The following is a 12,687-nucleotide window of genomic DNA, read 5'->3' on the forward strand; positions in this document are numbered from 1 at the left end:
GAGGTCCGAAACATCCAGGGCCACCGACAGAAAAAGCAACAATCATAACAGTTAACACCAGCCTATGGCTTAATTTATTTTTTATTTTGTTTTTTATCCCCGATTTATTCTGATTAGGTTTTGAAAGCTCGTCTGAATTCCTCATGATAGAAAATAGTGTCAGATAGTACTAAAAATTAACCATTTGGAACTTAGTTTATATACTAATCAATCAGGATATACGTGAATAGATACCATTGTTTCACTGTTTTCAGAAAACCAATCAGGACGAGACTAGGCGACGAAATCGAAAAACGACAGTCAGTCGGCGGCGGCTCCTTCGAGTGATTCAACGTCGAGACAGCCGCAGGCGTCGAGTTCCGGATCGAAACAGTCCGGACACTCGGATTTACGGTCGATGATCGTATCCAGCCGCTCGGCGACGGTGCCGTCGATGACGGATTCGAGCGCCTGGGCCTCACCCCGGAAGTCCTCGACGTCGAGGACGTTGATCAGGAACCGCTCGATGATGCAGTAGGTCTGCAGCGCGTCGCGGGCCTGGACGATGCCGTCGTCGGTCAGCGAGACACCCTTATACTTCTCGTGTTCGGCAAGCCCGCGGGATTCGAGTTTGCCGATCATCTCGTTGGCACTGGCGGGGCTCACGTCCAACATCTCGGCGACGCGACCGGTGGCCGCCGGGCTGTTGTCCTCCTGTTGGATGAGGTAGATCGCCTTGAGGTATTGGTCGGCCGTGTTCATCGGTTGGCCTCCGGTTCGGGTGGAACTGTCACGGGTTGGTAGGGGCTCATTCGCGTTCCTCCATATGGGTGGTCACTATCTCGACAGCGTCACGTTCAGCATCTCGAAGCTCCCGCAGCACCGACAACAGGTGTTCCCGGTCGACCGAGAACGTGGCGTCGCTGGCGTCGATGGCGTCGATCATGTCGTCGTAGAACTTGTAGGCCGTCTCCTCGTTGCAGAGTTGGTCGTAGAGAACGCCGTCGAAATCGTCCGGCTTCGTCTGTCCGTAGCTGGCCTCGACAAGCGCGTTGATCTCATCGAACGGGATGCTGTCGGCCGCAAGCTCGTCGATGAGGCCCTCAAGCCGGTCGCGGTGGGCCGCCGACAGCTCAGCAGCATCAACCAGCAGCGACTCCAGGTCGGCGTCGGGCTCCGGCAGCGACTCGCGGTGGTTGTTGGCGCGGGCCTCCGCCACCTCCTCCAGAACGATTCCGATCTGCAACAGCCGTGCGAGCTGTTGGTCGGAATCGACACGCTGTTGGAGGCTCATTGAGTGTCGCCCCATACAGCCGATGATCGCATACCGACTACTGGTCGGTGGGCGGACTTACCGCTTTCGCCTCTCAGCGTCGGCGGCGGCACAGATCGGCGCGGTGGGGGTTGTTAGTCGAGCCGCTCGATGATCAACTCGGAGAGATCCTCGCGGAACTCCTCGACATCGATCTCTTCGAGCACCGGCACGAAGAAGCCCTCAACGAGCATGTTGCGGGCTGTGTTGGGATCGATCGACCGGGAAGTCATATACAGCATATCCTCCGCGTCGACCTGCCCGACGGTCGCCGAGTGGCTGGCCTCGGTGTCGTGGTTGTTGATGATCAGCTTCGGGGAGGCGTCGGCTTCGGACTCATCAGACAGCATGAGCGTGTTCTCACGCTGGTAGGAGTTCGTGTTCCACGCATCCTCGCCGACATCCTGCACCCCTTCGTACACCGAGCGCGCAACGTCGTCGAGGACGCCGCGGGTGACGAGGTCGGCGGTCGTGTTCTCGTTTTCGTGCCAGACGCGGGCGTTGACATCGAGGTGCTGATCCTCGTGGCCGAAGAACGCACCGACGATCTTGCTCTCGGAGGCCTCGCCGGCCAGAGAGGTTTCGACATCCGACCGGGTGAGCCGCGAGCCGATGTTGCCCTCGATCCAGTTGGCGGTGGCGTAGGTGTCGGTCTCGGCGTGTTTGAGCGTCACGTGGTAGGTGTCCTCGTCGAGGTTCTGCAGCGAGCCGTACTGGACGTAGCTGTTCTCGCCGGCAACGACCTCGACGATGTTGCTGAAGTAGCGACCCTCAGCGTCGGAGTCAGCGGGGACGCTGTCGCCGGAGGTGATCGATTCGAGGATCGTCGCCGACGCCGACTGCTCGGTGATGACCAGCGTATGGCTGAACAGCGACCGGGAGTTCATCTCCGCGCGGATCGTCACGTCGGCGGCGTCGACACCCTCCGGTACGTAGACGACGGTGCCGGTCGTAAACAGCGCGGCCGACAGCGCGGTGAGGTAGTTGCGCTTGGGGTCGACGATCGACCCGAAGTGCTCCTTGATGAGCGCCTCGTGGTCGTCGAGGGCCTCCTCAAACGAGAGGACGGTCGCGCCCTCGGCGTCGCTTCGCTCGGTCGTATCCGACTGGTTGTCGGGGTCGACCAGCGACTCGAAGTCGAGCGATTCGAGATCGGTCCAGCGACGGCCCGGCGTCTGGATGACATCCGGGAGCGCAAGATCGTCAAGCGCGGCAAGCGCGTCGAGCCGCTGTTCGAGGAGCCAGTCCGGTTCGTCACGAGCGGCCGAGATCCCCTCGACCGTCGCCTCGGAGAGTGTCGTTGGAACCTGCACGCTCATCCGAGCGAGCCCTCCATCTCCAGTTCGACAAGGCGGTTCAGTTCGACCGCGTACTCGATGGGCAACTCTTCGGTGATCGGCTCGATGAACCCGGAGACGATCATCTGCTTGGCGTCGTCGTCGTCGAGCCCACGGCTCTGGAGGTAGAAGATGTCCTCGTCGCCGATCTTCCCGACGGTCGCCTCGTGGGCGACATCGACCTGCGACTCGTCGATTTCCATGTACGGCATGGTGTCGGAGGTCGACTCGTTGTCGAACATCAGCGCGTCACACTCGACGGCCGTCGAGGAGTTCTTCGCGCCGTCGGCGATATGGACGAGGCCGCGGTAGTTGGTGCGACCGCCATCCTTGGCGACCGACTTCGACTCGATGGTCGACTTCGTCTCCGGGGCGTTGTGATAGACCTTCGCGCCCGTGTCGATATCCTGCCCCTCGCCGGCGAAGGCGATGGTGATGTGGTTGTCCGACGCGCCGCGACCCTTGAGGATCGTCGAGGGGTAGAGCATCGTCGCCTTCGACCCCATCGAGCCAGACACCCACTCCATGCGGCCGTCCCGCTCGGCGATGGCGCGTTTGGTGTTGAGGTTGTAGGTGCTTTTCGACCAGTTTTGCACCGTGGAGTACTGGACGTGAGCGTTCTCCTTGACGAACACCTCGACACCGCCGCAGTGGAGGTTGAACGCGGAGTATTTCGGGGCCGAACAGCCCTCGATGTAGTGAACCTCCGACCCCTCCTCGGCGATGATGAGGGTGTGCTCGAACTGGCCCATGCCCTCCGAATTCATCCGGAAGTACGCCTGAATCGGCATCTCGACTTTGGTGTCTTCGGGGACGTAGACGAAGGAGCCGCCCGACCAGATCGCGCCGTGGAGCGCGGCGAACTTGTTGTCGCTCGGCGGGACGGCCTCGGTCATGAAGTACTCTTTGACGAGGTCTTCGTGTTCCTGGACGGCCTTATCCATGTCACAGAAGACGACGCCTTTCTCCTCCCACTGCTCCTGCATGTTCTGGTAGACGATCTCCGACTCATACTGCGCGCCGACGCCCGAGAGGGCGTTCTTCTCGGCTTCCGGAATGCCGAGTTTGTCGAAGGTGTCTTTGATATCTTCGGGGAGGTCTGTCCAGTCGTCGACACCGCCGCGAACATCGATATCCGGGCGGATATACGGGACGATCTCGTCGACATCGATCTCGCTGAGATCTGGTGCCTCGGGCCAGTCGGTCGGCATCGGCATCTCCTGGAACTGCTTCAGCGCGCGAAGGCGTCGCTGGAGCATCCAGTCGGGTTCGTCCTTATCCTCGCTGATGACGCGGATCGTCTCCTCGTCGAGTCCTTTCTCGCTTTTGAAGGCGGAGGCTTCCTCCTTCTTAAACTCGAATCGGGCTTCGGTGTTGGTCTCTTGGAGTTCTTCGTTTGAGCTCATGTATTGTTATTGTAGTTGCTTGCTTATAGTGCTGTGCGTAATCGTGTGGGGTTACGCGGTCTCGTAGGCTTCGTCACGAACCCAGTCGTACCCCTTGTCTTCGAGCTGTTCGGCCAGCTCGGCCCCGCCGCTTTTGGCGATCTTGCCATCGAGCATGACGTGAACGTGGTCGGGCTCGACGTAATCGAGGATACGCTGGTAGTGGGTGATCTGGAGAATGCCGGTTCCCTGCTCATCGCGGAGGGCGTTGATACCCTCCGAGACATCCTGCAGACGATCGATGTCGAGCCCGGAGTCGATCTCGTCGAGCACCGCGATCGACGGTTCGAGCAGGGCGGCCTGGAGCACCTCGTTTTGTTTCTTTTCGCCGCCGGAGAAGCCGGCGTTGAGATAGCGGTGCATGAACTCCTCGTCCATATCGAGGAGCTCCATCTTCTCGGAGAGGATCTGCTGGAACTCGGCGACGCTGACCTCGCCGTCGTCTTCCGGGCCTTCCATCGGGGACGTTTCGTAGCCCTCCTCGTCGTCGTCAGTCTCGGCTTCCGCTTCGTCTTCGTCCTCGAAGAGTTCCTCGCGTTCCTCGGCTTTGGCGTTGAGCGCCTGCCGGAGGAAGCTGGTCATCGTGACGCCCTCGATCTCGGCGGGATACTGGAAGCCGAGGAAGATGCCAAGCGCAGCCCGCTCGTTCGGTTCAAGCTCAAGGAGGTTCCATGAGAGATCCTCCTCGTCGATGTCGGCGTCGATGTCGTCGACATCCTCGTCGTCGAGATGGAGCAGGATCTCACCGTCGGTGACCTCATAGGCCGGGTGGCCGGCGATGATCTTCGCGGTCGTCGACTTCCCGGAGCCGTTAGGCCCCATCAGGGCGTGGATCTCACCGGAGTTGACCTCGAGATCGACACCGCGGAGAATCGTTTCGCCGTCCTCTTCTGCGACTGCTGCGTGAAGATTGCTGATTTCAAGTGTTGCCATTGGTGGTTCGTTGCCTCGTATCCAATCGATAGTCCGTTACGCCCATAATGGTTTCGCATTCACCCCCGTGATCGATACAGGAGCAAAAAGAAAAGTTTTCGATCAGCAAAATACCGGGGCTGCAGACGGCTACCAGTACTGTTCGAGGCCGGTCTGCGTTTGCCCGGTTTTGATCTCGTCCCACGACATATCGAGGGCTTCGATCACCCGGGAGATCGGCCCCTTGAGCGTCTTCTCCAACATCTTTTCGCGGTCGATCTCGAATTCGTCGGGGAGTTGGTCGGCGTACTCGAAACAGATCACATCGGGGTCGCGTTTGAACTCCCCATAGAGCGGATCCTGGCGGGGATCGAGACCCTTCTCGTCTTCCATCCGCCGGAAAAACGAGGAGTGAACGTCCTCAAGATAGAGGCGCTTGGGTTTCGAACCGCGGTCGAAGTTTGTGCCGAGCAGGAGATTGGCGTACTGCGCCCCGCGCACCTGTGCGGTCGGCGTCTCGTAGGCGTCGAGTCGCTTCCCGATCCCGCCGGGGATGCCGATCTCCTCGACGCTCCGCTCGCCGTCAAGGAACTCCTCGATAACAGTGGTGAGGTACTCTCTGACCTCCTCGCGGTCGGCCTCCAGATCATCGCCGGTGACGATGGTTTCGATGACCTCCTTCTGAACCTGTTTGGTAATCGGTGCGATATCGGAGCGTTTGTACTCGAAGCCGGTGATGTCGATGTCGTCGACATCCTTGCCCTCCTTCCAGATGATGTGGCCGGCGTACCGCTTCTTGCGGCCGGCCTGGAAAAATCGCCGGTAGAGCTTTTCGAACTCGATCTGGAAACGATGCTCGGCGGCGTTGAGTTCGTCACTGGCGAAGTCATCGTAGCGGCTGTTGATGTGCTCCTCGATCTCGAAGGATTGCTCGATTGCTTCGGCCTTGTCGACCTCGCTGTCGAGTTCGAGCATGACGCTGTCGGTGTTGTGGAGGACGACACCGCCGACACCGTCAACGAAATTCTCGTTGTCAGCAACGCTCAGGTCGTAGACGTAACCGTCGTGATCGACCTCGGTGAGTACCGGATCGCGGCCGCCGCGGTAAGAGTCGCAGGTGCGGATCGTGTAGCTATCTTTCGCATCCCGGTATTTCAGCGAGTGTTTTTGTTCCCGTTGCGTGAGCAACATCGAGAGCCCGGCGGCGAGTTCGCGGCTCGTCGTCTCGAAGGCAAAATGTCGCTCGCTGTAGGCGTCGGTATACCGCGGGAACTCGCGGGAGCCGTCGCCCTCGATGAGTGTGTTGATGAAGAGATCCTGTGCGTCAGCCGGGAGATTGAATACGAAGCCCGGAACCCGCTTGCCGCGTGAGGTCTGGCCGGCGAACTCGCGGAAGAAGACGGCAGCCAACTCGCTCATCAGCTGGAGTTTGTACGTTGCGTCGTCGTAGGTGACGGTCTGGGAACCCTCGCAGGTCTCGTACTCGACGGTACGCGCTCCGGAGCTATCAGAGGCGATCACGCTCGCCGTCGTGTTCTCGAACAGCCGGTAGTAGTCCGACCGGAGCCCCTCAAGCCACGCCTCACGAGATTCACAAATGCTTGCACCGAACCGCGACTCGGTCGTTTCGATCGTCGAGGCACTGCCCTCGGTGATGTAGGCTGCCAGCAATCTGAGCAGGGCAGCCCCGTCCTCGGAGTCGATGTCGATGTAGCGCTGTACTTTGACTGGTTTCGAGAGTTCGTTGTGGTGGTCGTGGCCGAACCAGACCCACTCCTCGTTGGCGTGGACGCGCTTGGTTTTCGTCGCTGCATCCTCGCTGCCGACGCTGCGGCCGTCCTCGTACTCGCGGGTGTAGCCGTCCAGTACCTCGTAGACATCGATCGTCTCGACGGTGTCGACTGCTGGCATCCCTGGAATCCGGAGCGGTTCGTCGACATCATCCGGTGTTGTCTCAACGAACTCACCGTTGTCGTCGACCACGTACGAGTGATCCCGCGTCGTCGTCGACTCGCCGAACTTGTGCTGGAGGTTGATAATCGGTTTGTCGACCTCGTGGCGGATCGCCTGCTGGATCGGTTGCCATTCGGGCTCACCGTCGGCCGCCAGCGACAGCGCCTCCCAGCCGTCGAGTCGACGGCGATCCTTGCCGCCAGAAGCCGAGCCGACCGCACCGCCGTCGGCGGTGATGACGACCGTGTCGCCGGTGCTCGCTGTTGCGCGCTCGAATAGGTCTTGGATCGGGAGTACGCGAACGATCCCGTCGGGATCGCGGACGACGACAGGACGGTCGCCGGTGACGCTATCGCCGTATGCCACCTCGTAATCGAGTTCGCTGGCGACGGTTTCGGTGAAATCGATGACTTCGCGGCCGGTCGCCGTCACGGCTGCCGCGCCCTCCTTGTCGTAGAGCCGGAACCGATCCCACCCCGTGACGCCGTACAGCGACTGTCCGACGAACTGGAATTTCCCGTTGCGACCCGCCAGCAGCGTGTGGTTGTCGGCAACGGTCACACAGTAGACGCCGTCATCGGCCGTGCTCCGTGAGCCGCTTCGGTGCATGCGGAACGAGTTTTTCGACTCCTCGGTGACGTAGATCCGCCACGTGCCGCTGTCGGCGTTGTAGCTGGCCGTGATCCCGAGATGCGTACAGAGCCGGAGCACGTCGTCTCTGAGTTCCTCGCTCGACGTGCTGTATCGCCACGAGTTGGGCTGGCGGTCGCCGTCACCGTCGATCAGTACCGACAGGAACCGCTCTTTCTGGTCGGTGCTCGCCTCAAAGACGAGTTCCGGAATCCGTTTCGAGAAGCTGTCGTCGCCACACAGGTCTTCGAGCAGGTCGCCGAGCAGCTTCGAAGTGAACTGGTAGGAGCGGTCGTCAACGTAGTAGTCGAGGCCCATCCGGTCGAGCAAGTCGCCAATAGCGGCGTGGTGATCGGCCTCAGCGGAACCACCGTCGGCGATGGCTTCCTGGGCGATCTGCACGGTCGTCGCCGAGCCCCGGTAGTTGTCGCCGAACGCCTTCGCGTCAGATGTGTAGACGTTGCCTTCGGTGATATACCACGCGAGGAACGCGAGGAAGTCGTCGCCGTCGTAGGTACGCGGGATCCATTTCCGGCCCGATTCGATGTGAATGAAACTCCGCTCGCAGACGGATTCGATATACTCGCGGTTGGCTTCGAACTCCTCGGGCGTGAAGACGTAGCCGACCTGGTCGACATCGGCCTTCGGCACGCGTCGCGGCTGGAAGCCGAGTTCGGCAGTAAACGTGTGACCATGCACCGAGGGTCGAACCCAGACCTCGTAATCGTCGACGAACTCGGTGAGGTCGACCGTTTCGAGGCGGTCGCCGCCGTCGTACGTCCAGTCGTGCGGGAGTTCGTAGTTGCAGTAATCCTCCAGGTCGCCGGCCTCGACAAAACTGTATCCGTCTTCGGTGATCCCGTTGCGGTCGTTTTTCCGGACGAGCATCCGGTGGTTCGGCGTCACGCTGAAATCGATCTTGCTCGTCTCGATGTCGACGAGTTCGTCGCGGTAGTCCGGATACGCGTGGGTTTCGGTGACCGGCTTGAGTTCGAGTTCCTGGGTCTCCGGATCGAGCGAGTAGACCTGATCGCCGACCGCAAGTTCCGTGATGTCGCGCACGCCCGTCGGCGTCAGCACCTCCGTATCCGGCGTAAAGCAGTTCATGATGACCTTCACCGCCGCCTGCTGGGTGTCGTAAATTTCGTAGGCCGAACTGTCCGGGTCGTGCTGGTTCCGCAGTTCCTTCTTTTCTTCTCGCTCCGTCAGGAGTTCGTCGACCATCTCGCGCATGATCCCGTCCGGCTCCTTGCGGAACTGCGTCCCGTTGGGCGCGCGGTAGGTGTCGTCCTCGTAGTCGTCGTCGACCTTGGTCTCGGGGCCCGCGTTAATCGTTACCATGCACATTGGGTAGAGACTCTTTAAGTCCAGTACGCTGATATTTTCACGAACACCCGTAATCGGATCGAAGACGGCTCCGCCCTCAAAATCCTCGGACTCTTGTTGACCTTTTGTCGGCAATGCGAACTTTCCGTACGCCTTGTGTAGCACGTACTGGTCGACGGCGTCACCGGGCGTCGGTGCGTCTTCGAGTTTACAGCCGACGAACTTGCGCACCTCGTCCCAGAAGTCGATCAACCCCTGCTTGCGGTCGATCTCGACACAGAGTTCCACATCCCGGAGGTTGTATTCGAGCAGCTGTGTCGGGTCGTCCTCCCACAGATCGCCGATGTCGCCGGCGTAGCGTTCCTTGCCGACGCCGAGTTCGAGTTCGCCGACGGCGTCAAGGCGGTAGGAGTCGAGTTCGGTGAACTGGGTGCGCTTGTAGCCGTACAGCAGGTCGAAGACGACCCGGCCCTTGATGTCGGGCCCACCCCAGCCGGAGCGCCAGACCTCGTCAATGCGAGAGAGGCGGTCGACCGAGAGATCGTACTGACTCGCCGGATCAATCTCTTCCATCCGGTCGAGGAAGTACGGGACATCGAAATCCTCACAGTTATGAACAAGACAATCATCCGCGAAGAAATTGTGCGTGGTCGTCTCGATGTCGTAGGTCGTCTCTGTCCCGACACGCTCCACATCCTCAACTTTTACAAACACGTACTCCTGCCACTCGTCGAGGGTCGTTTCGTGTCGTTTGAGGCTGATCCCTCGGCGGTGTTTGTCTCGGCCGATCCGTCGTTCGTCGGTTCCGACGTCGGCCTCAAAGAGCGCGTACGGGATATTCTCGCTTCGGCCGCTCTTTCCGCCGTCCAGTGCTTTCAGCGCGTCTCGCTTTTCGGAGTGAGAGAGATGCGGGAGAACCCGGTCTCTGAGCCGCTGGATCTCACGCTCCGCGTCCGGTACTCGAACCACGTTCTCGCGCTGCTCTGCGTAGATGCCGAGTCGGCGGAATAACTTCAGGTACCATCGTCCGATAGACCGATTTTCGGCCGCAACGGTCACCGAAGACGAGACGTGGCCGTCTCCGTCGATAACGCCCGCCAAGAACCGTTCTATATACGACTCCGGAAGTTCGAAAACCGTCGAGAGATCGACGTCTCCCTCGTTTTTGTCGCCCAACGGAATCCCGAGCCCGTTGAACGCGTACATCCGGGTGTAGTCTAGTACGTTCTGCTTGTAGCAGCCCTTTCCGTCGGGTTCGAGATGCGTCTCACCGGGGAACTGTTGGTGTAACTCCTCACGCGTGTTGTAGAAACGGATGCCGTCATCGGACGACATCGTCCCGTCCGTGAGAACGAGCCCTGCGAGATACAGCTCGTGGTCGGTGAGCTCTCTGTCGAGGTCGTTCCGCGTGCGGCGGTACTCCCGCCCGCCATCAGGAAGCGCAACATCGTACCGGTCAGCCGCGAGTTGACAGCGCTCTGGAGTCCATATATCCGTATCTGGGTGGTATAACGTTCCCGTAGCGAGGCCGAACTCCGATGCGAGTTCCGAGACCGCACCGGACGGGAGTTTGGATTTGAACGATCTGATCGGCTCTGTACTTCCGAACCGCTGGCATTCAACCGGGACGAGATCACTGAGGGTCGGAACACGCTCCGAGTCGACGTTCAATTGTCGCGGCTTGAGGAGATAGTCCCCAACTTCGATCTCTCCCCCCTCCTTCCAGTCGACGTGATCATCGTCACCAACCATCACACGATGATCCGCCGAACTGCGGAGATCAGTTCCGTCTGCAAGCCTGTATCTGAGAATCTCCTTCTCGCTTTCCCATTTGTTCGTGACCTCCGCGGTCGTTGTCCGCTGGTCGTCGCCCCCCAGCACCTCGTCGCCGACAGAGACGTCCTCGATCCGTTCTTCGGTTCCGTCCGCTTTGAGAATTTGACTATCCGCCGGTAGACAGTTCCACCCGGTGAAGAGATCTGGATCGGTGTCGTCGATGTAGTCGATAAAGGCATCCAGCATCGCCGCCTCGCTGTCGAAGGTGCGAACCTCGACTGCGAGATGGTCGGCGTAGGGGTCGTAGTTCGGCAGGTCGTTGGGTATCTCACCGTCCCCGTCGGGGGCCTCGTAGAGCCACGCGATGTACTGGTCGTCGAAGGAGTCGTAGCTGGTCAGACAGACGATCGGCTCCTCGCCGTCTTCCGGAAAGCCGCGGCGGTCGTCGACCTCGATATCGAAGATGTTGACCCGGAGATCGCTGTCGACATCGGCGGCGACGACCTCGGTGTGTGGGACTTGGATCGTGTTCGGTTCGTCGTCGCTGTCGTCGTCGCCACTGTCACCGAGTCGCCGCTCGGAGACTTCGATCCCGCTGTTGATCCCCTTGTCGATCAGAAACCGGTTGGGAAACAGGATGTCGGCCTCGTAGTGGTCGAACTCGTCGCGGATCTCGCCCACGTCCCGCGGCGTGCGACCGATAACCTTGGTCAGCTTCTCGCCGCGAATACTCTCGAAGGGCTCGCCGTCAGGGTCGGTCTCGCGGCTGTCGACGACGACATCATACTCCTCTTCGGGCGGCGTGTCCAGCGAGTCGGTTGGGACGTAGAAGTAGGGTTCGAAGCCGAGGACGCGGACGTGTTCGTGGGTGCCGTCGGCGCGGCGACCGAAGACGTGGATGATCGGGTGTTCCTCGCGGCCGCTGCCCTCGATGGTGTAATCGACCTGTGTGACCATCAGTTCGACCGTGCCAGTCGAGTCGGGAAACTTCGCGTCGTCGACATCGACGACCTCGCTGATTCGGCCGCCGCCGTTGCCGGCGACGACCGCGGCCGCATCGTCCGCGTCGGTGGCGTCGGCCGGGTCGGCGGCGTCGGCCTCGGAAGAAGAAAACGTTGAGAGATCCGACTGTGTCATAGCATCCCCTTGCGTCGTTTGGATAAAAAGACCCGGTGTTCGATCGATCGCCCGCCCAGCGACCACACAGCGGGCGGCAATCCTCGGTGTGACGACAAACTATTTACCATGTCACTAACTACCAAAGGACAGCATGTCTACCCACGCGGACAACCACCAAGCGGATAGCGCGGTAGCGACCGAGCCGGCCGGCGTCGAAACCGTCGAATCCTATGAGGTCGACGGCGGGGTTGTGCTGTTCGACGCGGAAAACCCACTGGCGTGGGTTGAAACGACCGAGGCGGTCTCGGTGCAGGAAGCGGTGTAGCCCGACAGGAATCCTTTTGCTGGCAGCCATTCGACAGCGAGTGTGTCCTCGGAGTCACCCGACGAGCAGGCCGAGACGGTCGATCCAGCCGACAGCAGGTCGGCTGTCGACGATGCGGCGGGTGACACAGCGGCGAGTGCGACCGACGAGACCGACGACGACCGCTCGTACGAACAGCGCGTGCTGGATGAGTTGGTACCGGAGATCAGCGTCGGCGACGAGCCAGCCGACACCGCCACCGATCCTGACGACGGCGGCATCCGAAACCGGATCGATGGGGAGCCAGCGGCCGAAACGCCGACCGGCGAGGGTGACAGCGGGCTCGCCGACGCGCTTGAGGAACTCGACGAGGAGCTCCAGCAGGCGTTTATCCGGGTCGTCGTCGGGATCAAAGCCGGCGTGTTGCTGATCAGCGCGGGCGTGCTGGCGATCGGGTTTCAGGGGTTGACAACGATCGGCGGCGTGCTCATCGCGGCCGGAGGGCTCGCTTTCGCCCATGCCGGCTACCGATACTGGAGCTACGAACACACGGGCGGCAAGAGCCACAACGGCTAATTTCGTCCGGCGACTCGG

General features: G+C 60.7%; 8 protein-coding genes and 1 pseudogene. 2 read left to right on the forward strand and 7 right to left on the reverse strand.

Annotated elements, in window-relative coordinates:
• Positions 1-300: 300 nt before the first annotated feature.
• The 7 genes and pseudogenes from HKK80_RS11185 to HKK80_RS11215 form a co-directional block, all read right to left on the reverse strand.
• A complete protein-coding gene (locus tag HKK80_RS11185; protein WP_411799684.1) occupies positions 301-741 on the reverse strand; it encodes a metal-dependent transcriptional regulator in 441 nt (146 codons plus the stop codon).
• A 46-nt stretch (positions 742-787) separates the two neighbouring features.
• Complete coding sequence (locus tag HKK80_RS11190; RefSeq protein WP_411799685.1) at positions 788-1,273, reverse strand: ferritin-like domain-containing protein; 486 nt, start codon at positions 1,271-1,273, stop codon at positions 788-790.
• A gap of 113 nt (positions 1,274-1,386) precedes the next feature.
• Entirely contained in the window at positions 1,387-2,610 is a 1,224-nt protein-coding gene (gene sufD / locus HKK80_RS11195; protein WP_411799686.1) for a Fe-S cluster assembly protein SufD, read from the reverse strand.
• The gene (sufB, locus tag HKK80_RS11200) at positions 2,607-4,034 is read right to left on the reverse strand and encodes a Fe-S cluster assembly protein SufB (RefSeq protein ID WP_411799687.1); all 1,428 of its coding nucleotides are present in this window, start codon (positions 4,032-4,034) and stop codon (positions 2,607-2,609) included. Before sufB ends, sufD begins: the two co-directional genes overlap by 4 nt.
• Positions 4,035-4,085: 51 nt before the next feature.
• Positions 4,086-5,006, reverse strand: a complete 921-nt coding sequence (locus tag HKK80_RS11205; protein WP_411799688.1) for an ABC transporter ATP-binding protein — start codon at positions 5,004-5,006, stop codon at positions 4,086-4,088.
• Positions 5,007-5,135: 129 nt separating this feature from the next.
• On the reverse strand, positions 5,136-10,775 hold the full coding sequence (locus HKK80_RS11210) for a DNA polymerase domain-containing protein (protein ID WP_411799725.1): 5,640 nt from the start codon (positions 10,773-10,775) through the stop codon (positions 5,136-5,138).
• 90 nt (positions 10,776-10,865) lie between these two features.
• Positions 10,866-11,807 (reverse strand): annotated as a pseudogene (locus HKK80_RS11215) (3'-5' exonuclease); the annotation flags it as partial.
• Positions 11,808-11,940: 133 nt separating this feature from the next.
• Between HKK80_RS11215 and HKK80_RS11220 the strand changes: the two are divergent.
• Positions 11,941-12,114, forward strand: a complete 174-nt coding sequence (locus tag HKK80_RS11220; protein WP_411799689.1) for a hypothetical protein — start codon at positions 11,941-11,943, stop codon at positions 12,112-12,114.
• 42 nt (positions 12,115-12,156) lie between these two features.
• Complete coding sequence (locus HKK80_RS11225; RefSeq protein ID WP_411799690.1) at positions 12,157-12,669, forward strand: hypothetical protein; 513 nt, start codon at positions 12,157-12,159, stop codon at positions 12,667-12,669.
• Positions 12,670-12,687: the final 18 nt, after the last annotated feature.

It is taken from the genome of Halonotius sp. F2-221B (assembly GCF_046719765.1).
Taxonomy (GTDB): domain Archaea; phylum Halobacteriota; class Halobacteria; order Halobacteriales; family Haloferacaceae; genus Halonotius.

Coding starts and splice junctions, on each gene's coding strand:
- sufD (WP_411799686.1), bottom strand. CDS start 2,610: ATGAGCGTGCAGGTTCCAACGACACTCTCCGAGGCGACGGTCGAGGGG.
- sufB (WP_411799687.1), bottom strand. CDS start 4,034: ATGAGCTCAAACGAAGAACTCCAAGAGACCAACACCGAAGCCCGATTC.
- HKK80_RS11190 (WP_411799685.1), bottom strand. CDS start 1,273: ATGAGCCTCCAACAGCGTGTCGATTCCGACCAACAGCTCGCACGGCTG.
- HKK80_RS11185 (WP_411799684.1), bottom strand. CDS start 741: ATGAACACGGCCGACCAATACCTCAAGGCGATCTACCTCATCCAACAG.
- HKK80_RS11205 (WP_411799688.1), bottom strand. CDS start 5,006: ATGGCAACACTTGAAATCAGCAATCTTCACGCAGCAGTCGCAGAAGAG.
- HKK80_RS11220 (WP_411799689.1), top strand. CDS start 11,941: ATGTCTACCCACGCGGACAACCACCAAGCGGATAGCGCGGTAGCGACC.